The sequence below is a fragment of the Candidatus Jettenia sp. AMX1 genome (assembly GCF_030263775.1).
Lineage (GTDB): Bacteria > Planctomycetota > Brocadiia > Brocadiales > Brocadiaceae > Jettenia > Jettenia caeni.
Genome location: NZ_SZPP01000049.1, coordinates 1 through 24693, shown reverse-complemented (window position 1 = coordinate 24693; position 24693 = coordinate 1). Strand labels below are relative to the sequence as shown.

General features: G+C 42.6%; 26 protein-coding genes and 1 pseudogene. 26 read left to right on the top strand and 1 reads right to left on the bottom strand.

Annotation, left to right across the window (positions count from 1 at the left end; translation table 11 throughout):
• Positions 1-234: 234 nt before the first annotated feature.
• From FBQ94_RS14240 to FBQ94_RS14120, 26 genes and pseudogenes are all read left to right on the top strand, one after another.
• Positions 235-801: a flavin reductase family protein gene (locus FBQ94_RS14240; protein WP_007220428.1), complete on the top strand. Its 567-nt coding sequence runs from the start codon at positions 235-237 to the stop codon at positions 799-801.
• Positions 802-965: 164 nt separating this feature from the next.
• Positions 966-1433, top strand: a complete 468-nt coding sequence (locus tag FBQ94_RS14235; protein WP_007220429.1) for an aminoacyl-tRNA deacylase — start codon at positions 966-968, stop codon at positions 1431-1433.
• Positions 1434-1484: 51 nt separating this feature from the next.
• Complete coding sequence (locus tag FBQ94_RS14230; RefSeq protein ID WP_007220430.1) at positions 1485-1970, top strand: ferritin-like domain-containing protein; 486 nt, start codon at positions 1485-1487, stop codon at positions 1968-1970.
• 540 nt (positions 1971-2510) lie between these two features.
• The gene (locus tag FBQ94_RS14225; protein ID WP_007220431.1) at positions 2511-3161 is read left to right on the top strand and encodes a DUF3047 domain-containing protein; all 651 of its coding nucleotides are present in this window, start codon (positions 2511-2513) and stop codon (positions 3159-3161) included.
• A 363-nt stretch (positions 3162-3524) separates the two neighbouring features.
• Positions 3525-3677: pseudogene (locus FBQ94_RS17540) on the top strand (oxidoreductase dimerization domain-containing protein); the annotation flags it as partial.
• A 9-nt stretch (positions 3678-3686) separates the two neighbouring features.
• Positions 3687-3872, top strand: a complete 186-nt coding sequence (locus FBQ94_RS14220; RefSeq protein WP_007220433.1) for a hypothetical protein — start codon at positions 3687-3689, stop codon at positions 3870-3872.
• A 172-nt stretch (positions 3873-4044) separates the two neighbouring features.
• Positions 4045-4860 (top strand): glucose 1-dehydrogenase, encoded by an 816-nt coding sequence (locus FBQ94_RS14215; RefSeq protein WP_007220435.1) that lies wholly within the window; start codon positions 4045-4047, stop codon positions 4858-4860.
• Between the two features lie 261 nt (positions 4861-5121).
• The gene (rpiB, locus tag FBQ94_RS14210) at positions 5122-5604 is read left to right on the top strand and encodes a ribose 5-phosphate isomerase B (RefSeq protein WP_007220436.1); all 483 of its coding nucleotides are present in this window, start codon (positions 5122-5124) and stop codon (positions 5602-5604) included.
• A gap of 54 nt (positions 5605-5658) precedes the next feature.
• Entirely contained in the window at positions 5659-6642 is a 984-nt protein-coding gene (gnd, locus tag FBQ94_RS14205) for a phosphogluconate dehydrogenase (NAD(+)-dependent, decarboxylating) (RefSeq protein WP_007220437.1), read from the top strand.
• 46 nt (positions 6643-6688) lie between these two features.
• Positions 6689-8227 carry a glucose-6-phosphate dehydrogenase gene (zwf, locus tag FBQ94_RS14200; protein WP_007220438.1) on the top strand — a complete coding sequence of 513 codons (1539 nt, stop codon included), beginning with the start codon at positions 6689-6691 and terminating at the stop codon, positions 8225-8227.
• A 205-nt stretch (positions 8228-8432) separates the two neighbouring features.
• Positions 8433-9203, top strand: a complete 771-nt coding sequence (gene pgl / locus FBQ94_RS14195; protein ID WP_007220439.1) for a 6-phosphogluconolactonase — start codon at positions 8433-8435, stop codon at positions 9201-9203.
• Between the two features lie 94 nt (positions 9204-9297).
• A complete protein-coding gene (locus FBQ94_RS14190) occupies positions 9298-11331 on the top strand; it encodes a glycoside hydrolase family 15 protein (protein WP_007220440.1) in 2034 nt (677 codons plus the stop codon).
• 93 nt (positions 11332-11424) lie between these two features.
• Positions 11425-11775 (top strand): response regulator, encoded by a 351-nt coding sequence (locus FBQ94_RS14185; RefSeq protein ID WP_007220441.1) that lies wholly within the window; start codon positions 11425-11427, stop codon positions 11773-11775.
• A gap of 17 nt (positions 11776-11792) precedes the next feature.
• On the top strand, positions 11793-13037 hold the full coding sequence (gene glgC, locus FBQ94_RS14180; protein WP_007220442.1) for a glucose-1-phosphate adenylyltransferase: 1245 nt from the start codon (positions 11793-11795) through the stop codon (positions 13035-13037).
• Positions 13038-13271: 234 nt separating this feature from the next.
• Entirely contained in the window at positions 13272-15104 is a 1833-nt protein-coding gene (locus tag FBQ94_RS14175) for a protein-disulfide reductase DsbD family protein (RefSeq protein ID WP_007220443.1), read from the top strand.
• Positions 15105-15326: 222 nt separating this feature from the next.
• Positions 15327-15824 carry a TlpA family protein disulfide reductase gene (locus FBQ94_RS14170; protein ID WP_007220445.1) on the top strand — a complete coding sequence of 166 codons (498 nt, stop codon included), beginning with the start codon at positions 15327-15329 and terminating at the stop codon, positions 15822-15824.
• Positions 15825-15908: 84 nt separating this feature from the next.
• Positions 15909-16898 (top strand): arsenosugar biosynthesis radical SAM (seleno)protein ArsS, encoded by a 990-nt coding sequence (arsS, locus tag FBQ94_RS14165; RefSeq protein WP_007220446.1) that lies wholly within the window; start codon positions 15909-15911, stop codon positions 16896-16898.
• 22 nt (positions 16899-16920) lie between these two features.
• Entirely contained in the window at positions 16921-18072 is a 1152-nt protein-coding gene (locus tag FBQ94_RS14160) for a DUF8838 domain-containing protein (protein WP_007220447.1), read from the top strand.
• Positions 18073-18146: 74 nt separating this feature from the next.
• Positions 18147-19625: a TIGR04283 family arsenosugar biosynthesis glycosyltransferase gene (locus FBQ94_RS14155; protein ID WP_007220448.1), complete on the top strand. Its 1479-nt coding sequence runs from the start codon at positions 18147-18149 to the stop codon at positions 19623-19625.
• Positions 19626-20129: 504 nt separating this feature from the next.
• Positions 20130-20345: a hypothetical protein gene (locus FBQ94_RS14150; protein ID WP_285442206.1), complete on the top strand. Its 216-nt coding sequence runs from the start codon at positions 20130-20132 to the stop codon at positions 20343-20345.
• A 245-nt stretch (positions 20346-20590) separates the two neighbouring features.
• Positions 20591-21184 carry a CHRD domain-containing protein gene (locus FBQ94_RS14145; RefSeq protein ID WP_007220450.1) on the top strand — a complete coding sequence of 198 codons (594 nt, stop codon included), beginning with the start codon at positions 20591-20593 and terminating at the stop codon, positions 21182-21184.
• A 318-nt stretch (positions 21185-21502) separates the two neighbouring features.
• Positions 21503-21973 carry a MamS/MamX family magnetosome protein gene (locus FBQ94_RS14140; protein WP_007220451.1) on the top strand — a complete coding sequence of 157 codons (471 nt, stop codon included), beginning with the start codon at positions 21503-21505 and terminating at the stop codon, positions 21971-21973.
• Positions 21974-22005: 32 nt separating this feature from the next.
• On the top strand, positions 22006-22464 hold the full coding sequence (locus FBQ94_RS14135; protein ID WP_007220452.1) for a hypothetical protein: 459 nt from the start codon (positions 22006-22008) through the stop codon (positions 22462-22464).
• A gap of 33 nt (positions 22465-22497) precedes the next feature.
• Positions 22498-22707 carry a hypothetical protein gene (locus tag FBQ94_RS14130; protein ID WP_007220453.1) on the top strand — a complete coding sequence of 70 codons (210 nt, stop codon included), beginning with the start codon at positions 22498-22500 and terminating at the stop codon, positions 22705-22707.
• A 108-nt stretch (positions 22708-22815) separates the two neighbouring features.
• Positions 22816-23736, top strand: coding sequence for an SDR family oxidoreductase (locus FBQ94_RS14125; protein ID WP_007220454.1), 921 nt, complete (start codon positions 22816-22818; stop codon positions 23734-23736).
• Positions 23737-24155: 419 nt separating this feature from the next.
• On the top strand, positions 24156-24527 hold the full coding sequence (locus FBQ94_RS14120; protein ID WP_007220455.1) for a pyridoxamine 5'-phosphate oxidase family protein: 372 nt from the start codon (positions 24156-24158) through the stop codon (positions 24525-24527).
• Here the strand turns inward: FBQ94_RS14120 and FBQ94_RS14115 are convergent.
• On the bottom strand, positions 24511-24693 hold a 183-nt coding region (locus FBQ94_RS14115), incomplete at its 5' end, for a hypothetical protein (RefSeq protein ID WP_285442205.1). The two genes, FBQ94_RS14120 and FBQ94_RS14115, sit on opposite strands and share 17 nt — an antisense overlap.

The following is a 24693-nucleotide window of genomic DNA, read 5'->3' as shown; positions in this document are numbered from 1 at the left end:
CGTATGATGAAATTAGGAATGCCGGAAAGTTATGCGATCTCATAAATTGCATACTACAGGGAAAAACTGCTTTTTTATCGGATTTGTGCAACAAAGCCCTGGGAAACCATAAATAGTTGTAATACAATTATCTTGTGCGATCCACTGGAATTCATCAATTGTAACTATACAGTAGAGCAAGACAGTAGGAATGCAGAAACTTTTTAATAATTTCTTAAAACACGGAGGAAAAACATGAAAAAGTCTTTAGGCGCAAAGACCATAGTATATCCAACCCCGGTATTTATTATCGGAACTTATGATAAGGCTGGAAAACCAAATGCAATGAACGTTGCATGGGGTGGTCTTTGCTGTTCCAGTCCGCCAAGCATCGCAATCTCCCTTCGGAAAGCAACGTATACGTATGGGAATATCACAGAACGGAAGGCCTTTACCGTAAACATCCCTTCTCAAACCCATGCAAAGGAGGCAGATTATTTTGGGATTGCTTCTGGAGGCAAAGAGGATAAATTCGCCACGACAAAACTTACTCCTGTTAAAAGCGATCTTGCAGACGCTCCTTACATTAAAGAATTTCCTCTTGTTTTAGAATGTAAACTAACACATACCATTGAAATAGGATTGCACACTCAATTTATTGGCGAGATCCTGGATGTCAAAGCTGAAGAATCTGTACTTGGAGAAGGCGGATCGATCGATATGGAAAAATTACACCCGATGTTATATGCACCTGATATCCGCGCCTATTATGGAGTCGGTGAATACCTCGGAAAGGCTTTCTCCATAGGTAAACAGCTTTAAAAATACCTGGTCTGCTAAAGACATGGCGGTAATCACCCTATGGGGAATAGGTAAAATGCAGGGCAAGGCTTTGGCCTTGCTTTCCCGCTTAAATTTCTAAAATCACAGGTTGTACTCATAATCAAAAAAATATGTATCATAATGACCAGGAGAAAGGAGGTTTTATGCCAGTAAAACGCTTAAAAGAATTTTTAGATTCTCATAATGTTAAGTATATCACCATCAGCCACTCCCGCATTTTTACTGCTGAAGAGACTGCAAAATCTGCTCATATTCCCCGGAGAGAATTTGCTAAAACGGTTATAACTAAAATCGGCGGAAAAATTGCCATGTGCGTTCTTCCTGCTTCACGGAGGGTAAACCTCGATCTTTTGAAGAATGTTGTAGAATCATGCAATGTAGCGATAGCCAATGAGAAGGAGTTTAAGGATCTGTTTCCCTTATGTGAAATTGGCGCCATGCCACCTTTCGGCAATCTTTATGGAATGGATGTTTTTGTGGATGAAACATTGTCTAAAGGTGAGGAGATAGCATTCAATGCCGGTTCTCACAGGGAACTTATTATGATGGCATATAGGGACTTCGATAGATTGGTAAAACCAAAAGTAACAAAATTTTCAATTGAGATATAATCTCTCTGTTTCTGTTCAATCAAATTTCAATCTATTCAGCCATGGTATGTTATGTCAAACGATATTAAAAGTATTTTAGAAACAGCCCTTTCAGAAGAAAAGAAAGCCCATCAATTCTATTTAAATTTAGCGCTTCAGATGAAAGACAAGGGTGCACGCCTCAAATTCGAAATCATGTCTGCTATCGAATTGAAACACTACGAGTTCCTGCAATCCTGGTATCAGGAGAAATTTCAACACATGCCTGTATTGCCGGAAACAACGGAACTTAAGATTGTACGGCCTGAAATTCCAGCCAAAACGGCACTATTTGCTGAGGCCATTAAAATCATTATGGATACAGAACGAAGGGCTTATGAATTTTACAGGAATGCCTGTGAGGTCTCAACACATGCGAGTGACCGGGAAGTCTTCCGTACGCTTGCTAACATGGAACTATCTCATTACGAGCAATTCCGGACAGAGTATAACTATATGACGGAAACCACTATTCGCTTTGCCAGCGAAGATATTCCATGGATGATGGAAGTATATTAATACATTCCCTTTCATTTTCCATAGTTACTCAAATGATAAATGTAGCATATCGCACCCTCGTAATGACACATATCTGTAACATGTTACACTCTTCCTCTTACTGTAAATAAATAATGTCAGCGCCGTCCCCGGCATACATATCATAAGAGTATTGTTTTTCATTGATACCCATTCTTGTTCTCTACCTATAGAAAAAGTTGCATGAGAAGCGTAGTGTAGCCTCTTACTTTCCTTACTCTGAATCATAATTTTACATTAAGAATCCTTTTGGCAAGCATATTGCTAACATATAGACACTTGGCCTATCCGTCTTATGATATATAGGCAATGAAACTGGCTGGTTCCATCGTCTTAAATTGAATCCAAACACCTGGTACGTTTCCATCTCAAAGTACAAGCTCAATCCCATGTCCAATTCAAAATGAATGGGAACCGTCCGAAAAATCCCAATAGCCAAATTTAATACATAACTCTCCTGAAACGCAATAAAAGGCAGAAAAAATCCAATACGGTAAATCTGTTTAATGAGAGGTAAATTATATGAAAATATTCCTATCAGCAATCCTGTTCATCATAGCGATTACAGGCATCTCCACACAGTGTACCGCTGAGCAAACTATACTTATTGAAGATTTTGAGCATGGATTAAAACCTCAATGGAGAAGCAGGGCGATCCACGGAAAGACTCAATACCGCATTATCAAAACAGAAAACAATCACGTATTAAAAGCTGAAAGCACAAACTCGGCATCGGCTTTAATTTATCGATATCAATATAACCTTAAGGAATATCCTGTATTAACGTGGAGATGGAAAGTAACAAACATTATTAAAAAAGGCAATGTAATGACTAAGGGGGGTGGTGATTGCGCAGCAAGGATATATGTTATATTTCCCTCCTGGTTTTTGTTATTAACAAGGAGCATTAACTACGTCTGGGCAAACAAGCTCATAAAAGGAAAATATTTTCCAAGCCCGTTTCATTCAAAATCAATTATAGTTGCAGTTGAAAGCGGAAGCGAAAATATAGGAAAATGGGTTACAGAACAAAGGAATGTTTACAAAGATTTTAAGAAGGTTTTTAGGGAAGAGCCACCGCTTGTAGGGGGAATAGCTATCATGACGGATACGGACAATACAGGAGAATCAGTTACCGCTTATTATGATGATATAAAGATCGGGAAGCCATAAAACAAATTACAAATAACCATTACAAAAACGCGTAAATGTAGGGCGAGGCTTTAACCTCATATGCATCAAGCTAAGAATATTGTCCATGAAAAAGGAGGTATCCCCTTGGAGAAAGAGCAATGTGTGTCCATATTCCCTTCTAATTCCCCTAACCCCCCTTTAAAAAAGAGAGAACGAGGGATTTCCCCCTTTTCTAAAGGGGGACTAAGGGGGATTACGGCTGGTTTGTTATTCTTCACCGTTTACACATTTACATTAAGCTACCTTTGGCAGCGGCTTTTAAATCTCTACACTAAGAATCCTTTGGCAAGTATATTGCTGAATCAGACCTATGATAATGAAGGATAAGAGTTAACTGAAGATGAGGCACGAAAAAAATACCACCGGATAAAAGTATATACGTATGATATAAAAGATTTAGACAGGGCAATTATCGAAGGTGAAGAGAAGGGGATTGTTAAGATTCTTTGCACCAACAGAGGCATGGTATTAGGCGCCCATGTTCTTGCCCCATAAGGCAGGGAAATGGCGCATGAGTTTATTCTGGCAATGAAGAATAACTTAAAGGTGAGAAATATTTCCAATGCGACCCACGTCTATCCAACATTTGTTCTGGCTGTGAAAAGGACAACGGATAAATACTATGCCGAAAAGCTGTTCTCAGGATGGATTCCCAAAGTTACCAGAAAGCTAATACGCTGGTTTGGATAATCGGTTCTCATGGTAAACGGCAGAATCTCAAAACAGTTGCAGACCAAATAAAAATTACAACAGCCTTTCCTCTGAATTCTCTCCAGCCTCCGGAAGCTATAGAACATCATTATAATACCCTGATGCAACTACCAGGAATACCGTATCAAAATAATTTTTGGAGATAATAAACATGAGAAGATTAGAAGGAAAAAATGCTCTGATAACAGGCGCAACCTCAGGTATTGGCTATGCTATTGCTGCCCGATTTTCACAAGAGGGCGCAAATGTCGCTATTAATTATCGTCAAGATGATGAAAAAGTTGAAGATGTCCTGTCTACTATCCGAAATATTTGTCTATCGGTAAAGGGCTTTGGCTGTAAGGATCTCACGGTTCAGGGCGATGTATCAAAAGAGGATGATGTGGTAAGGATGTTCCATGAAGTTATAAAAGAATGGGGGAGGTTGGATATCATGGTAAACAACGCAGGTATCCAGAAATCAAGTGTAAGCCACGAGACCACCATGGAAAATTTTGACAAGGTTATAGCAGTTAATCTTCGCGGCGCTTATGTATGTGCCCGTGAGGCAATAAAGCATTTTTTATCCCGCGAAGGAGGCGGGGTAATCCTCAACAACTCCAGCGTTCACGAAATTATTCCTAAACCTAACTATCTCAGTTACGCCATTAGTAAAGGTGGCATGGGAAATCTAACCAGGACCCTGGCGTTGGAATATGCGGACAGAGGAATACGGGTCAATGCTGTAGGTCCTGGGGCAATCATTACTCCCATAAATAAAGCCTGGACTGATGACCCGAATCGACGGGCGGAAGTAGAAAGACATATTCCTATGGGTCGTTCCGGAACCCCTGAAGAAATTGCTGCTGTATTTGCCTTTTTGGCTTCGGATGATGCTTCGTATATTACCGGCCAAACCATATACGCCTGCGGCGGACTTACCCTTTATCCGGATTTCCGTAAAGACTGGTCCTCTGCTGGTGGATAAATTTCATGTAAAGTGGCTGATGGGCAATCGGCAACGATGCCCGTAATGATGTTTGCTCAGCGTGCTATGAATTTAGTAATTGAATTTTTACCCTTTCATGAGTATCTTGGGAGTATTATGGAAATACGTAATCCCCCTTCTAAACACTTGCACATTTTCCCCTTTTTTCAAAGGGAGATCAAGGGGGATTATCATAGTAAGAAGCGACAAAAAACATCCTAAACTATACAAGATCAGAGCTTATGAGAGAGGAGATAAGATATGCGGATTGCTATTGGAGCCGACCATGAGGGATTCATGTTGAAGGAAAACCTTATCATGTATCTGCGTGAACTAAAATACGAAGTCGTGGACGTGGGCACACACAACACCGAATCTGTAGATTATCCTGATTTTGCCGAAGCTGTTGGGATTGCCATAAGAGAAGGCCGCGCCGACCGTGGTATTCTCATCTGCTGTAGCGGTGTTGGGGCTTCCGTGGCAGCAACCAAGATACCTGACATTCGCGCCGGGCTCTGCCACGATACCTACTCTGCTCATCAGGGGGTAGAGCACGACGACATGAATATTCTTGTGCTCGGGGCATGCGTGGTCGGGCGTGATTTGGCCCGAGAACTTGTTCGGGCGTTTGTGGGAGCTAAATTTACCGGCGAGGAACGACACCGCCGCAGACTGGAAAAAATTCGTGTACTGGAGAAACGATATCACCAGCAAACGATACATGGGAAGCAGAAGGAGCTATGAATCCTTCAAAAATATTTTCACCTGTCTAATTTTGTTCTGAAAGGAGGATTCGCTATGCAATTGGGTATGATTGGTTTGGGAAGAATGGGAGCAAACATGGTGCGGCGTTTAATAAGCGGAGGACATCGCTGTATTGTGTACAACCGGACCCCCGATAAAGTAAAAGAATTCATCAACGAAGGGGCAACCGGAACAACATCTCTGGACGAATTTGTCAGCAAGCTCAGCAAGCCGCGGGTAGCGTGGATTATGGTTCCCTCCGGTGATCCAACCGAACAGATGGTATTAGCATTGGGAGAGCGCATGGAGCCGGGCGACATTATCGTCGATGGTGGCAACTCTTACTACAAAGATGACGTGCGCCGTGCAAAGCTCCTGAAAGGGAAAGGGATTCATTATGTCGACGTAGGCACAAGCGGCGGCATCTGGGGACGTGAGCGCGGCTATTGCCTGATGATTGGGGGAGAAACTGATACTGTCAAACACCTCCTGCCCCTTTTCAAAACCCTTGCGCCAGGACGCGGAGAGATATCCCGTACCCCCGGACGTGAAAACACAGAAAGCACAGCCGAACATGGCTACCTTCACTGTGGTCCAAATGGCGCTGGTCATTTTGTCAAGATGATCCACAACGGTATCGAATATGGTATGATGCAGGCTTATGCGGAGGGTTTCGATATACTAAAAAACGCAAATTCGGAAAATCTACCCGAAGATTGTCAATATAACTTCAATTTCGCTGATATTGCCGAGGTATGGAGACGAGGGAGTGTTGTCGGGTCGTGGCTTCTTGATCTGACGGCAATGGCGCTTCTGGAAAATCCAACGCTATCTGACTACTCAGGATTTGTACAAGATTCCGGCGAAGGGCGGTGGACAATTATGGCGGCCATTGAAGAAGGTGTGCCAGCCAATGTACTCTCTGCTGCACTTTATACCCGTTTTCGCTCGCGGCAGGAACATACCTTTGCCGAAAAGCTGCTATCAGCCATGCGGTTTAAGTTTGGCGGCCATGTTGAATATCCTGTGAAAGGATAGTAATAGATTATCCGTGGTAAATATCGTATAGTATAGGGAGAATATGATGGTATTCGGAGACGAAAAGAGTAAAGTTATTGAGCCGCTGGGGCGAATAAGTAACCCTTGCATCATGGTTATCTTTGGCGCTTCCGGCGATTTGGCTAAACGTAAACTCATCCCTGCGCTCTATAACCTGGCAAGAGAGCGCTTGCTCTCTAGAGAATTTGCGGTTGTCGGATTCGCCCGCCGCAAAATGAGTCATGAAGAATTCCGTGAAAAGATTAGCCAGGATATGAAAGAGCTTGGCATGGGTGAGCTTGATCCTGATTTGTGGAATTGGCTTGTCCAGCGACTTTATTATCTGCCAGGGGATGTCCAGGATCCAAATGCCTACCAACAGCTTCAGAATTTATTGACAGATGTGGATAAAAAGCATGGCACACAGGGAAATTATCTGTATTACCTCGCAACAGACCCTGAATTCTTTTCTCGAATTATCCGGCAATTCGGCTCTGCCGGACTTGTACGTGAAGAGAACGGCCACTGGAGAAGGGTCATAATTGAGAAGCCCTTCGGACGCGATCTGGATTCTGCGCGTGCCCTTAACCAGGAAATCAGAGAGGTACTAAACGAGAGTCAAATCTACCGCATTGACCATTACCTTGGTAAGGAAACTGTGCAAAATATCCTGGTATTTCGCTTCGCCAATGGCATTTTTGAGCCTATTTGGAATAGGCGTTACATCGATCATGTACAAATAACTGTTGCCGAGAGTATTGGCGTAGGACAACGCGGCGGATACTACGATAACGCAGGGGCTTTACGCGACATGGTGCCTAATCATATATTCCAGTTGCTTACCTTGACGGCAATGGAACCGCCTATCTCCTTTGAGGCAAATGCAGTACGAGACGAGCAGGTTAAGATTTTACGCGCTATTCAATATATATCACCGGAAGAAGTCCTCAGGTATACCGTAAGAGGGCAGTATGGCGAAGGCATTGTTGGAGAACAAAGGACGCCTGCTTATCGGTCGGAGCAGAATGTCTCTCCTAACTCTTATACTGAAACATTCGTAGCATTAAAGCTGTATATAGACAACTGGCGCTGGGCAAACGTTCCTTTTTATCTTCGGACGGGAAAACGGCTTCCCTGCCGTGTTACCGAAATTGCCATTCAATTTAAGAGCGCCCCTTTTGTGCTGTTTCGCAAGACGGCTGTTGAGCACTTGAAACCTAATTTACTGGTACTTTATATCCAGCCTAACGAGGGTATTTCGTTAAACTTCGGAGCTAAAATACCAGGCCCAATCGTACGAATGGGCGCCGTCGATATGGAATTTCGCTATGCAGACTATTTTGGCAGCACACCGAGCACCGGACATGAGAGGTTGCTCTATGATTGCATGCTGGGAGATGCAACCCTGTTTCAACGAGCTGATATGGTTGAAGCAGGCTGGAGCGTGGTATCCACAATCCAGGACGTATGGAAAGCGCTCCCTTATCGGAAATTTCCCAATTATGCCGCCGGAACCTGGGGGCCGCAAGAAGCCGATGATTTAATGGCAAGAGACGGGCGGGAGTGGAGAAAGTGCACCTCATAAATCATTCGATAGTTTACATTAGGGTGGGTTTTAAAAAGCAAACCTAACGGCCTTTTACCCACCCCTAAAGAGCTTGTGCAAAAAACGGCAATATCCTTGAGGCTGGTTCAACCGAGAACGATTAAACCAGCGAAGTTACTCCTGAAGGCCTCATGTACTCGTGTAAGTTTATGATCCACAGTAACCTGAAGAAAGAAATTTGGTTATGGCTTCCGATGACTATGAAATCCAGATTGTAGCGAATCTTGATGAATTAAGCCGCAGGGTAGCAGAAGAATTTATTTCCCGGACAAGGGAAGCAATACAGGCGAAGGGGTTCTTCACGGGTGTGCTGTCTGGAGGTTCAACACCCAAGGCGCTCTATACGTTACTCGCCAGCAACCGATATCTCGATCAGGTTTCCTGGTTGAAAATACATGTATTCTGGGGCGATGAGCGATGCGTGCCTCCAACCCATCCGGAAAGTAATTTTCGCATGGCAAGCGATTCACTGCTCAGCAAAGTTCCGATTCCAAAAGAGAATATTCATCGAATGCCAGCCGAACAGGAAGATCACGACCGTGCAGCACAAGAATACGAGCACATGCTAAAAACATTCTTCCGTCTAAAAACAGGAGAGTATCCACGGTTTGATCTGGTTCTCCTTGGCATGGGTGATGACGGACATACGGCCTCTCTCTTTCCGGGAACGGCTGCACTTAAGGAAACGAAACGTCTGGTCGTTGCCAATTATATAGAGAAGCTTCACACATACCGCCTCACACTAACGGCCCCGGTAATTAATTATGCCAGCAATATCATGTTTCTCATTTCGGGAGAGCCAAAGGCTTCTATCCTAAAAGAAGTGGTTGAAGGCGCCTACGAGCCCAGCCGTCTCCCCACCCAACTAATCCAACCAGTGGAAGGAAGGCTTGTATTTCTTGTGGACCGAACAGCTGCCAGCAAACTGACGAAAGAAAATCCGCGAACTCTATGACCATAATAAACAATTATTTCGATCTCATGATGGAATTATTGAAGAATTCATGGGAAAGTAGCTATATAATATTATAATAATTCAAGGAAAGTATATGCCCAGAGACATCCCTGTAGGAAATGGTTCAATGTTGGTTGCTTTTGACCGGGAATATCAGATCAGAGATTTCTATTATCCTCACGTAGGACAGGAAAATCACAGTATTGGACATCCATCGAGGATGGGTGTCTGGGTCGATGGCCAATTTAGTTGGTTAAATAGCGAATGGCAAAAGATATTAAACTATAAAGAAGACACCTTAGTGACTGATGTAAAGGCAAAAAATAACCGGCTGAAGATTGAACTCCAGATGTATGATACGGTAGATTTCCATTTGAATATTTTTGTGAAAGAAATTATCGTAAGAAATCTGGAAGGAAGAGATCGGGAAATACGGCTGTTTTTTAATCACGATTTTCATATTTATGGAAATGAAGTTGGGGATACGGCCTATTACGATCCGGATACAAGAGCAGTCATTCATTATAAGGCACAACGATATTTTTTAATTAATTGCTGCGATCCGAATAAATGCGGCATAGATCATTTTGCTACCGGGATCAAGGAAGTATTGGGCGCTGAAGGAACATGGAGGGACGCAGAAGATGGCAAATTAAGTGGCAATCCTATTGCTCAGGGTTCGGTTGATTCTACCCTTGGTATTAATCTCGAAGTAAAGGCATACGGTGAAAATGTAGCACATTATTGGATTGCAGCAGGAACAAAACACCGTGAAGTCGTGAGATTAAACAAGATAATTTGGGAAAAAACACCTGAAGAGTTAATCCGTCGCACGGAAAATTACTGGAAACTATGGGTCAATAAAGAGATGATTAACTTTTATGATCTTCCCCAAAAAATTGTTTCCTTTTTTAAAAGAAGCCTGCTGATTATCCGGACACAAATTGATGCACACGGTGCCATTATTGCTGCAAATGATTCTGATATTATTAGCATGGGAAGAGATACCTATTCTTATATGTGGCCACGGGATGGCGCCCTGGTTGCATATGCCCTTATTAAGTGTGGGTATATGGATGTCACGAAACAATTTTTTAAATTCTGCGCAGAGGTTCTTTCTGCCGAAGGCTACCTCCTCCATAAGTATAATCCAGATGGATCTTTTGCCAGCTCGTGGCACCCCTGGCTGAAGGATAACCAAAAGAGCCTTCCCATTCAGGAGGATGGGATCGCCCTGGTTATTTGGGCATTGTGGAATCATTATCATGAATTCAGGGATATTGAATTTGTGAAACCTCTGTACAAAAGCCTCATAATCAATACCGCAGAATTTATGGTTAGGTTTCGCGATGAAGAAACAGGCTTGCCGCTTAGTTCATATGATTTATGGGAAGAGCGTTACGGAGTGCATACCTTTACCGTATCAGCCGTAATCGCAGGCCTCCGGGCTGCAGGCAACTTTGCCTGTGCATTCGGCGAGCAAGAATATGGCAGAAAATATTATGATATCGCAAACAACATGAAAAATGCCCTGATAACGTATTTTTATCAGGAGAAAGAAGAGCGGTTTGCAAGGATGGGCACGAAGACCTTAAAAGGGTACGAACTCGACATGACGGCAGATGCAAGTCTTTTTGGACTTGTTACCCTCGATGTATTCAGCCCGGAATTATCAATAATTGCATCAACTATGAATGCCGTTAAAGAGGAGCTGCGGGTAAAAACCTCTGTGGGTGGAGTTGCCAGGTATACGAATGATTATTATCATCAGGTCAGTAATGATATCGAGCGTATACCTGGAAACCCCTGGTTTATCTGTACCTTGTGGCTGGCAGATTATGAGATTGCGAAGGCGAGGAATTTGACTGAGCTAAACAGCGTGTTGTCTATTGTGGAGTGGGTTGTCGACAGGGCATTCGCCTCTGGTGTCCTCGCTGAACAGGTTAACCCATATACCAACGAACCATTATCCGTATCTCCTTTAACCTGGAGCCATGCAGCATTTGTTACCGTATTGGTAAAGTATATGGAGAAACGAGAAAAGATTGCAGTATGTGCTGAATGTGGCAATTCAGTGCTTTATATGCACCGGCATGCCCAAAAACCCTGTGATTCTGAGTTACATTAAAAATCGGCTTCTATTCCATTTTCTTAATTTGCTTTTTCTCCTTCCTTACGATATATATTAAGGAATATGGATAATTTTATAAAGAGGTGTCTTATGAAAACTATTCTTGTGGTAGAAGATGATAAAAACCAACTCTTACTCTATAAAAATGAGTTGTCACTAGAAGGATACAATATTATTACGGCAATGGATGGTTGTGAAGCAGTAAGCAAGGCGCGGGATTATTCTCCAGACCTGATTATCATGGATATTCAAATGCCCAAGATGGACGGTATCGAATCCATTGGTAAAATTTTAGGTGAGCGGAGGAATGTGCCTATCATTATTAATACCGCTTATAGCAATTATAAAAACAAATTTGCGTCATGGTCAGCCGATGCTTATATTATTAAGTCATCAGATTTGAACGAATTAAAAGAAAAGATAAAGGAATTAATACGTTAGTTTGAATAGAGGAGATTATGGAATTCAATATAGATTCTAACACGCTGAAAAAAGTGCTTGTAATGATACTTGCAGGAGGACAGGGAGAACGGCTTTATCCTTTAACAAAAGACAGAGCAAAACCGGCGGTCCCTTTTGGTGGTATTTATCGTATCATTGACTTCACCTTGAGCAACTGCATCAATTCGATGCTGAGGAGGATTTGTGTATTAACACAATACAAATCTTATTCCCTGGACAGGCATTTAAGGATTGGATGGAATATATTTAACAGCGAATTAGGCGAGTTTATCGAGAACGTACCTCCTCAAAAAAGAATATACGATATGTGGTATCAGGGAACAGCCGATGCCGTATATCAGAACACCTATGTTCTCGAAAGAGAACGCCCTGAGAAGGTTTTGATCTTAGCTGGTGATCATATCTATAAAATGGATTATCGTGAGCTGATAGAATTCCATATAGCGAAAAAATCAGACCTTACGGTACCGTGCATTGAAGTACCCGTAAGCGAGGCAAACAGGTTTGGGGTTATAGCAATAAACAACGAACAACAAATTATAGATTTTGATGAAAAACCAGCCAACCCGAAACCCATCCCCTCAAATCCCGGAGTGGCGCTTGTATCTATGGGAATTTACCTCTTCGATACACAGATATTGGTAAAACGCATAGTTGACGACGCCAAAAAAGAATCGAACCATGATTTTGGGAAAAATATAATCCCCTCAATGATCAATAAAGACAGGGTGTTCGCATTTGTTTTTAATGACAAAAATAATAAAGCAGTGAAATACTGGAGAGATATAGGGACCCTTGACTCTTACTGGGAATCCAATATGGATCTTATCCAGATAGACCCTATTTTTAATCTCTATGATAAATGTTGGCCTATTCGTACCTATCACGAACAACTTCCCCCGGCAAAGACCGTGTTCTCAGAATCGTTTCCCGGAGGGAGATACGCTAAGGTTCTGGATTCTCTTGTATCCAACGGATGCATCATCAGCGGCGCTCACGTGGAAAGATCGGTCGTTTCTCCCGATGTAAGAATTGATTCCCATTCTGAAATCCTGGATTCAGTTTTAATGGAAGGGGTAAGGATTGGTAAAAATGTTAAAATCAGGAAAGCCATAATTGATAAATTTGTAACGGTTCCTGACGGAAAACGCATCGGATATAATTTAGAAGAAGATGCCAGGCAGTTTACTATTACGGGAAAAGGTATTGTTGTAGGACATAAAGAGATGCCTTTGCTTTGATCTTAAACGACTTATCAAAACGTAGGGCAAGACTTTCGCCTTGCTTCCCCGCATGAACGTGCATACGGGAGAGAGCAACCCTAAAGGGTTGCCCCACGTAACTTTTATAACAGGAGTGGCAAGGCGCGCCTTGCCACTCCACAGTTAGTTTGAATTTCCTCTGCATGAAATTAACTTTATAAAAATATATACATAATTCCCCCTTATTTCAAAACCTGACAAGGAGACTCTGCTATGAATACTGGTTTTCCTATCAAAAGGCTCTTCGCTCTTATTTTCATATCACTCTTATATCCCCTGGTAACTTTTGGAGAAACCTCTCCCTTTAAACTGCAGGGAGATCTTTTAAAGGATCACATTTCTGCAGATAGCCCTATACCTGTTACGATTACTTTTACAATAGCGCCCAACTATTATATCTATAAAGATCAAATCAAAGTAGAAAGCGGAGATCCCTCCCAATTTACCGTAACCTCTGCAACACTTCCTGCGGGAAAAGTTAAGTACGATCAATTCCTGGAGAAAGAAGTGGAAATCTACGAGGACCAAGTAAAGATAAACTCATTCCTCCGATTTTCAAAGGATACTCCACCTGGTCCATACCATATAAAGCTTAAAGTACATTATCAGGGGTGTTCCGATAAAATGTGCTTTGCTCCCAAGATAGAGGAGCTTACCATGCCAGCACAGGTGGAATCCCCTGGTTCAGGCACACCGGTATTGTCAGAGGGAAAAAAGCCAGCGCTTCCGGCCTCCCGGCCAAAGGAAAAAGCTGAGCCTGATGGCTTTCAAAAGACCCTTGAGAGCAGAGGACTTTTTGTATCCCTGATTCTTATTTTTTTAGCTGGCATAGGCTTAAGCTTTACCCCATGCGTATACCCCATGATACCAATCACCGTTGCCATAATTGGAGGGCAAGCAGCTGCCGATCAAGCATCGGGAAGAAGACCCCTGAAGGCGCTTCTTCTTTCACTCATATATGTTCTGGGAATAGCTGTTGTTTATGCATCTCTGGGTGTTGCTGCTGCTTCTACCGGAGCATTATTTGGCACAGCCCTGCAAAGTCCCTGGATCATAGGCTTCGTGGTGGCGGTGTTTGTAGCGCTTGCCCTGAGTATGTTCGGACTCTATACCTTGCGAGTCCCATCCTTTATCTCTGATAGGCTGGGAACAAAGACAGGAAAAGGTTTTGTTGGAGTTTTCATTATGGGGTTAATTTCGGGAATTGTTGCCTCGCCATGTATCGGCCCCGTACTCGCCAGTCTATTGGTCTATATTGCCAGTACAGGAAATAAATTCCTGGGGTTCTGGATGCTCTTTATTTTTGCCTGGGGATTGGGAGTGCCTCTCATTGTATTGGGAACCTTTTCAGGCGCTATAAAGACATTGCCAAAATCGGGTGAATGGATGGTAACCGTAGAAAGGATATTTGGATTACTTTTACTTGGAGTTGCCTTGTATTATGCAAGATTCATTATATCAGAAAACATCTTTATCATTATTCTGGGATTGTTTTTAATTATTACCAGTGTGTTTTCAGGGGGGTTTGACCGATTGACCAGCAAGAGCACTACCTCCCAGCGAGCAAGAAGGGCCTTTGGTCTTATAGCCTTTATCTTCGGGACGTATTTCCTTGTAGGGCATCTCATAATCAGGGGGTTTATTTTACCACCTTTCTCAACATCAACACCCGGCCAGGTAGAAACAACAAAGGAGAAGATCGATTGGATATTCGATGAAGAGAAGGGACTACAACAAGCCAAAGCAAGTAACAAGATGGCAATGATTGATTTTTGGGCATCGTGGTGTGCGGCCTGTATAGAGCTCGATAAGCTTACCTATACAAATCCGGAGGTCATCAGAGAATTAAAAACATTAGTAAATATCAAGATTGATAGCACTAATACGAACGACCCAAGAGTTAAACAGCTTTGGAATAAATATGGAATTGTAGGCCTGCCTACGGTAGTATTTGTCAATAAAGACGGAACGGTACTTAAGGACAAAACTATTACAGGCTTTGTCAATGCTCAGGAATTTCTGCAGATCTTAAAAGGTCTGAAATAAATATACGGGCACTACAATTTACCCTAGTATCTATCAATCTTCTTTACCTTGCATGTATAATAATTTCAATTTTGCAGAGCAACCATTCAGGGTTGCCAGCCTGACACTTATTCAAACGGGGAAGCAAGGCGAAAGCCTTGCCCTACATCTTAAAGTAGAAAGATTTTTTGAGGTTGAGATCTTACATTATCTTACGGATATTTTTCACACAGGGAGCACTTTATGAATAAAAAAATAGCGGGATATCTCTGTTTTACTTTTTTATTTGCAACGATCTTAATGGCTGTTTCAAAAACTTCCTATGCGGAAGATACTATGAAGGAGATAAAACTTGCGGAATTACATACTTTACTCGAGAACAATAAGGGCAAGGTGATAGTTCTTAATTTGTGGGCAACATGGTGCGCGCCCTGCAGGAAAGAGATACCGGGATTTATCAGTCTTTATAAAAAATATAAGGATAAGGGTCTGGAAATTATTGGTATTGCCTTTGATGAAAACGGGTCAAAGGTTGTCCCTCCGTTCATAAAAAAATTGAATATAAATTATCCCATTTACCTTAGCGGTGGTGATATCGGTCCCGCATATAATCTCGAAGCTTATCCGACTACTATTATTTACAATAAAGATGGCTGCATGATTAACCAGCATACTGGCTACGTATCAGAACAAGAACTTGAAGATGAACTGGGTACATTGCTGAAAGATCGGCAAAAATAAAACTGATACCTGGTAAAATGATTCGTAGGGAAGAACCTCGTGTTCGACCCTGTTGAACTATGCTAACAGATTGGAAGACTATGCATGAAAGCTTCAAACACATTGCAAAAACCAAATAACCATACGCAGATAATGAGGCCGTGCGATATCCACCTGAAACGCACGACCCTGAAAACACTTCAGATAAACGCTGGGAAATTATGCAATCAGGCTTGCGAGCACTGTCATGTGGATGCTGGTCCGAAGAGAACCGAGATAATGACGGCACAGACAGCGGACCGGATATTAGACCTGCTGGCAAATACTCAATCTATAGAACTTGTGGATTTCACAGGGGGCGCTCCGGAACTGAATCCATCATTTCGCTTTATGGTTAAACGATCCCGCTCTCTGGGACGGCGTGTTATGGACCGGTGCAATCTTACCGTGCTATCCATCAGAGGACAGGAGGATTTAGCAGAGTTCCTGCGAGATAATCAGGTTGAGGTGGTTGCATCGTTACCCTGTTATTCCCGGGAAAATGTTGATAAACAACGCGGGAGAGGCGTCTTTGACAAGAGTATCGATGCAATACAAAAACTTAACTCCCTGGGGTATGGCCGGGAAGGAAGCGGGTTGATACTCAATCTGGTCTTTAACCCGGGCGGGGCTTTTCTTCCGCCATCACAGGAAAAACTGGAAAAGCAATACAAGACGGAATTATGGAAACAATTCGGAATTATATTCAATCATTTATATGTAATCGTAAATATGTCAATCCACCGATGGGAGGAGTATCTGGAGCGCACAGGACAGAAAGAGCGCTATAGAGAACTCCTGGCTAACGCATTTAATCCTCAAACAGTGGATACGGTGATGTGCAGAACGCTCATCTCTATTGGATGGAACGGACAGTTGTACGATTGTGATTTTAATCAGATGCTTGAAATTCCCATCGGGGGCAAACAGAGGACGCTGTGGAATATTGAGTCCTTTGAAGAGTTTAGTGAAGGCCCGATTGCTACCTCAACCCATTGTTTTGCCTGTACTGCCGGAGCAGGGAGCAGTTGTGCCGGCTCGTTAATTCATTACTGAAGGAGATAAGAGGCTATTATTTATGATAACAGAACAAGCGGTTCGGGAGCGGTATAGCGCTGCTGCAGCGCAGAAGGAAGCATCACTTTGCTGTCCGGTAACATACAATCCCAAATATCTGGAAGTTATTCCTAAAGAAGTACTGGATCGTGATTACGGCTGTGGTGACCCGTCTAAATATCTGACCGGGGGAGAAACAGTTCTTGATCTGGGATCCGGCGGCGGAAAAATCTGCTTTATTGCGAGCCAGGTTGTTGGTTCATCCGGAAGAGTAATTGGCGTTGATATGAACGACGAGATGCTTGTCCTTGCGCGCAAAGCAAACATCGAGGTCTCGAAATGTTTAGGATATGGCAACGTTGAGTTCAGGAAAGGGAAAATACAGGATTTGCGTATCGATAGGGACTTACTTGATGCATGGTTAAAGCAAAATCCTGTAAGAAACGAAGCGGATCTTTCTGCATTTGAATCTTACGTGCAGCATATGAGCGTGGCATCTCCTATGATTCCGGATGAATCGATTGATACGGTAATCAGCAACTGTGTTCTTAACCTGGTTAATCACAAAGATAAGCCATTTCTTTTTAAGGAAATTTACAGAGTACTGAAGCGAGGCGGGCGCGCGGCAATCAGTGATATCGTATCAGATGCACCGATACCTATCGAGCTTCAGCAGGATACAAATTTGTGGAGTGGGTGTGTCTCAGGAGCGCTTCAGGAGTATGAATTTCTCAGGGCATTTGAGGATGCAGGGTTTTACGGAATCACCATTGATAAACGTGACGAGAGACCATGGCGCACCGTTAAGGGAATCGAGTTTCGAAGTATTACCGTATTGGCTTACAAAGGAAAAGAAGGGCCGTGCTGGGACCATAAAGAGGCCGTCGTATACAAAGGACCATTCCGAAACGTCACCGATGACGATGGTCATGAGTACCCGCGCGGCGTTCGCATAGCTGTATGCCGTAAAACATTCCGCATTCTTGAACAAGAGCCATATGCAAATCACTTTGAGTTCATAAGGCCGCGAGAGGAAGTCTCAGCAGAAAAGGCCCAGCCTTTCCCGTGTACCAACGAGATAATAGCCAGGTCTCCGCATGAAACAAAGGGTGATAAATATACTACGGCGAATGAAGATACCACTTCTTGCTGTGATCCGGGAAGTTGTTGCTGAAGGGATTATATTCCATTTCACAAAAGAAGATGCAGAGACTCGGATTATACATTACTCAATACTCAAGAGAGAACATGAAATATCCAGGAATTAGCGGAACGCTCAGGGGTATTTTGAGGGCGGGCTTTAAAAGTATTTTGTGCATCGGTCGGTACGCTGTTTGTTCGCCGAACCATAAGACAGCCAGTACACTTATTCTTGAATTTGCAAAATATCCAAATCCCGGCCAGGTAAAAACACGACTGGCGGTAGAATTTGGCAATGAAGAAGCATGCCGGATTTACTGCAAAATGGCACAAGGAACACACCGGGAACTTCTCAAACTACAAGAACAAGGCCAAGCGAGTGTCATTGTATATGCAGATGGCGCTGATCGCCATGAAATTTCCAACTGGCTTCAGGGAGCGCATGATACATGGCTTCAACCCACAGGGGATCTTGGACAGCGATTGGAGTATGGCTTCCGCAAGGCATTTGAAATAGGCTTTCGAACTGTTCTTGCTGTTGGCACAGATTGTCCCGGCTTAACTGCAGAAAAAATGCAGAAAGCTATCGGACATCTGGAACAATTTGATATTGCAATTATTCCATCAACAGATGGAGGGTATGTACTTATTGGCACAAATTCTTTTCAGCAGAACCTGTTCAAAAATATTACCTGGAGCACAGATAAAGTTTTTGGGCAAACACTACAGCAGGCAAAGGCAAAAAATTTATCAGTAGCCCTCCTTGATCCGGAGACCGATGTAGATACCGCAGAAAATTTCAAAATATTTGAGGCAGCATTAAAACCCGACGTGTCTGTTATAATCCCGGTGCTCAATGATCGATGGCAGTTACAAGAAACCCTTCGTGCATTCTCCTGTGCTCCTAACTTAGGAGAACTTGAAGTAATCGTAGTTGATGGTGGGTCTACCGACGGTTCCGATGTCGTGGCGCGCGGTTTTAACATCCGATGGCTGAGAAGTGCTCCCGGTCGTGCACAACAAATGAACGCCGGGACACAATACGCACGAGGACATTGGCTCTGGTTTCTCCATGCAGATTGCCGGCCAAGCCCTGAAACAATAAGAAAGCTACCTGGCTTTTTGCGCTCTGCAGACCTTATGTGGGGATTCTTTAAACAACAAATATCAGACCCATCGTTCTGGTTCCGGCTTATAGAAATAGGAAACGAATTTCGCGGACGAATACTAAAACTTCCCTACGGCGATCAAGCCATCGTGGTTCGCCGCGATTTATTTTTTCAATGCGGCAGTTTCCCGCAGGTCCCTTGCCTGGAAGATGTAATCCTGTCCCGACGTTTAGCACGGATATGCCCCCCCACGGCAATAAATGAAAAGTTACACGTACATCCGCGACACTGGAAACCTCTTGGGCCGCTTTTTACTACGATAAGGAACCTGTGTACGGTATTTCGCTTTGTCGTACTAGGACAATCTCCATCAGATTTGTTAGCATACTATTTGCAATGGAAACAGCCTCGTAATACATCTTCCGCTTCACTTCAGGATAACACACCGAAACGCTTAGCCCATGAAAATCATCAATAAAAATAGGGAAAAATCATGAGCGGTGGCCTGAATCATATAAATTTGTTTTCTTTTGGGTCAGCATTAAGCAACGAATGGAATAACATTCATACCGTATATTTTTATAAACACATAAAACAAATCATAGATATTTGCTTTATCATTATTTAAGCAAATATATTGAAACGCTGTATGCACAATCATACATTTTAGATGTAGGGCAAGACTTTAGCCTTGCTTCTCCGCCAGAACATGTACACCGGGATAGTAACCCGAAAGGGTTGCCCTACAGAATTGAAATTCCTAAACATTTAAAATAGGCCTTTCGGCGAATTAAAATATCTATTTCCCCGGCATTGATCTATCCTCTTCACTCCATATGCATCAAGCTAAAATCCCCCTTGATCCCCCTTTAAAAAAGGAGGAAATCCCTCGTTCTCCTTTTTTAAACTTATCTTTACCCACAAGTCAGAGAGGTAAATTTGGGTAGTGCAATAAGACTAAACAGGGTGGTACGGACAAACCATGTCCCCGTACGTCTTGAACGAGGGTCTTTTGTCCGTGTTGTTCGAATACACCTGTGGATATGGGATATATCACACTGACAAACAGGGTTTGTCAGCGCCACCCGGGAATAAGCTTACAGAGCATAAAAATTTCCAGAGAGGCGCCTCCCGGAGAGACGTCTCTTCATGGTATCCTAAAGATGTGGGTAATGATAAGCTCCATGAGGGGGATTAAAGGGGAGTCAACACGTTTGAAATTTCCATACATTTGATTAGGCCTTCGGCGACTTCTATAACAGTAGTGGCAAGGCGCGCTTTGATACTACAGAATCATTTTGAGATTCCTATACATCAAGTTGTTCTAAGAGTAGTGTATTAGATAAAATTATCAAAACTATGTTAGTTTGGTGTTAATTTTGCTTACTAACAATGCACTTTACCTCCAAAAACACATAAGACAAACAGGAAGGAGTAGTAAAAATGGCAAAAGATAAGAGAAACGTTTCAGGCATTATCACAGTAAGATCAAAAATGTCATTATTTACAATGACTTTAATAATTGGATTTTTGTTAATTTTTGCCGCAGTTGGATCAGCAAAGGATCACGATAATAGTAAGGAACTAAGGATATTTACCGCCCTTTTAACGGGCGGACAGGAAGTTCCTGATCCGGATCGTCCCAATAATAACAGTAATGCATTTGGAGTAGCATTTATGACTTTGGATGAAAAAACAAACATGCTCTGCTATTCAATATCCTTTACGAATGACAAATTAGTTGGAACTGAGACAGCGGCCCACTTCCATGCCCCTGCAAGACCAGGGGAAAATGCACCGATTGTGTTTGATATTACTCCAAAAGTAAGCCCTATTGGGAGTCCTAAAAATGGGTGTGTAGGCCCACTAAGGAAAAAGCAAAGAGATCTATTGAAAAATGGATTGTTCTATATCAATATTCACAGTGGGTCTTTTCCACTCGGAGAAATCAGGGGGCAGGTTATACCGGCAGATGATGTAAATGATAATGTACATTTTAAGGCAAAAAACGATGATAGCTCCGGTAAGAAGCATTAAAAATTTGGGTGTGATTCTGTAACCCTCATGAAGGAGCAAAGAAGGACTCCTCACCCTACAATTCATAAGAGAGGCCTTCGGCGACTCTTTTTAAGCCACGAATAAACACGAATGAGCACGAATCTTTTCTTTTCCTGGTATTCGTGTTTATTCGTGAATATTCGTGGCTAACTTCGAAATTCCTAAACATTTTAAGAATATTTGGCAAGCATGTTGCTTAATATTGCTTACTCTATAAAGTAAAACAGAGTTTAGAAATATAAATCAATATAAGAATCTACTATAATAGGCATTAATTTTCCTTAAAAGGAGGTTAAAATGAAGAAAAAAGGAATATTAATCATTATTATTTCTCTTCTTACTCTTTTTTTATCAGCTAAGTTGTTTATTCCACGAGAAATTAACTTAAGAGGAAGCGGTGGTTGGGGAGTAGAAAATAAATATAGCAGGATGTATAATCCAAAAACGGTTGAAATCATTAAAGGAAAAGCTGCCAGTATACATGTAATTACGCCGATACGGGGAATGTACCAGGGGATATGTGTAATGGTAAAAAATGGCAAGGAAATAATTCCTATCCATTTAGGCCCTGAATGGTACGTTGAAAATCAGGATCTGGCGGTTGAACCAAGCGATACTATTGAGATTACAGGCTCAAGAATTAATCTTGATGGAGAGTCTGCCATTATTGCCTCTGAAATAAAGAAAGGGGATAAAAGGATGGTGCTTCGCGACGATAAAGGTTTTCCTCGTTGGAGCGCATGGAGAAGCGCCGCAATTAATAATTAAAGAGAAATGTACCTCTTTTGAGGATTTCCTCTATGGCAAAACTTACTCTGTATACTATCGGCAGCATCTCCTCTTTCCTGTATGCCGCTATTACCCTTTCTTCTTATATGTACTTATGGTTTCGGTTTGGCAGTGCCATTAAAAGCGACCAGCCCAGTCAGATATTGACCATGATAGACCAGAGGTCTGTTGAGTGGCCAATTGTATGGTGGATAATTACCATTATTCCACACGCCTTTATTCCTTTATTTCTGGCGGTCTTGAAAGGTCTTTGGAAGGATGAGCCCACACTAGCTTCACTAGGATTCATGGCCGGTATTGTAGCTCTTATTTTGGGCATCTTGAGTCCTTTACGATGTATTGCAATTTCGGGGGTTTTAGCTAAGATTTTTGTCAGCGGAAGCGAAATGCAGAGAGCCGCCGCCGATGTGATATACAGGGTGGAGGAGGCTTATAGCAAAGGTATGTATTGTGTCTTTGGCGCTACCTGATTCATAGGCTGGGTAGGCCTGTCAGGTCTCGGAATGATACGTACAACTTCGCCTGTATTTCCAGAGTGGTTAGGATGGCTGGGTATTATTGTTGGTTCGATGTATCTTTTTGGTATACCGGGAAGACTTATTTGGGCTCCTCTTGGAACGGCCAGAGGGGTTGCCTTTTTTTTCTTTCTTGCCTTTGTCGTATTAACAGGATTACGATTACTCAAAGTATCGTCAATTGAGAGTAGCTCTTGAAGAAACATAATTATTCACAACACAGACAAAAAACACAGTTACTCAAATTTAGATAGCTCTCAGGTTAGGTTTGGCACCTTATTTTGAGTAATTACCAAAAACAAATTTATGGAAGCCTCCGAAGAATTAGATGTAGTGACGGGCGCATTTGGCTATACCGGTAAATATATAACCCGGAGACTCCTTTCTCTGGGGAAAAAGGTCAGAACCATTACCGGACATCCCACACGCCCAAACCCTTTCGGGAACAGGGTAAGTGCTGTACCGTTCAATTTTGACAATCAAGGCGAACTGACCAGAAATTTGCGGGGAGCTGCGACCCTGTACAATACCTACTGGCTTCGTTTCTCGCGTGGTGAAGTTACCTTCGATACGGCCGTTGCGAATACGAAGATCCTTATGGAAGCAGCAGAAGAGGCACATATCCGCAGGGTTGTGCATATCAGCATCACAAACGCCTCTGAGGAATCCCCTTTCGCCTATTTTCGCGGAAAGGGAATTCTTGAGAAGGTTATAAGCCAATCAAAATTATCCTATGCCATTATCCGGCCAACGGTACTCTTCGGGCACGAAGATATCCTTATCAACAATATAGCCTGGATCCTTCGGCATTTTCCCCTATTTGCTATTGCAGGATCAGGTAATTATAAGCTGCAACCCGTGTTTGTGGAAGATGTGGCAAATATCGCCGTGGAGGCCGGTCAACATGGAGAAAATATGATGATAGATGCAGTCGGTCCGGAGATTTATTCCTTCAATGAAATGGTTAAGCTCATTGCCAATAAGATTCACAGTAAGGCAATCATTGTCCACCTGAAACCGAAGACGGTACTTTTTTTCTCAAAATTAATTGGCTACATAGTTAACGATGTGATATTAACCGAAGAGGAAATCTATGGGCTGATGTCGAATCTTCTCATCTCAAAAAATCCGCCAACAGGCCATGTGCGATTGGGTGATTGGTTAACGTATAACGCCGATATTGTTGGCACCAAATACGCCTCTGAACTGCGCCGGCACTACCGTTAGATATTTTTGTCCATATGTGCAGTCCAATCTTATTATCATAGTTATTTTGGTTGAATAATCACGTGCCGGGCGAAGCAGGAATTATGCATAAACGCCACAAAACATGTCTCCTGGATTAATTTTAGCACAAAATTAGTACAAATTATGTCAAAAAATTTACTAAAACATCAATTCTTTGATAACGGATAACCTGGAACGATTCGGCCCCATTCTTCCCCGGAAGAGCCGAAAAAACTTGAATTCTTCTTCACTTTTGTAATAATATTCTTTAAAAAATGGAAATAAGAAAATATAAATTTGGCAAACAAGAAATATTATATATGAAACGCATAACGATCGCTTCAACGCGGACAAGCCATGTTGTAGGTTAAGCGCGTGGTTAGATAGAACAACAAACCAAACAACAGGAGATAATCACAATGATCCCGGAAAAACTGCTGGAAATTATGAAACAGGATGGGGTTGTTGCCATTGCGACCTTGGGAAAGGATGGGCCGCATATGGTCAACACCTGGAATAACTACATCAGAATATCATCAGACGGGCGCTTGTTCATTCCTGCAGGTTACATGCATAAGACAGAGGCTAACATTGCCTATAACCCCAATGTGCTGATTACGTTGGGAAGCAGCAAGGTTAAGGGCTTGCATGGGGCAGGCGCCGGTTTTTTGATCAAAGGAAAGGCGACCTTTATAACAACCGGACCCGATTTTGATTTCATGAAGACAAAGTTCGGTTGGCTGCGAGCCACCCTGGCCGTTACCATCGATTCTGCTACTCAAACCTGGTGAAGGCGAGTGGACAATCTGTATGTTGTGGCTTCATGACTTTGGCAAGCATGCAACACTTGTAGATTATAACGGCTTTGTTGCACAAATCCGATAAAAAAGCAGTTTTTCCCTGTAGTATGCAATTTATGAGATCGCATAACTTTCCGGCATTCCTAATTTCATCATA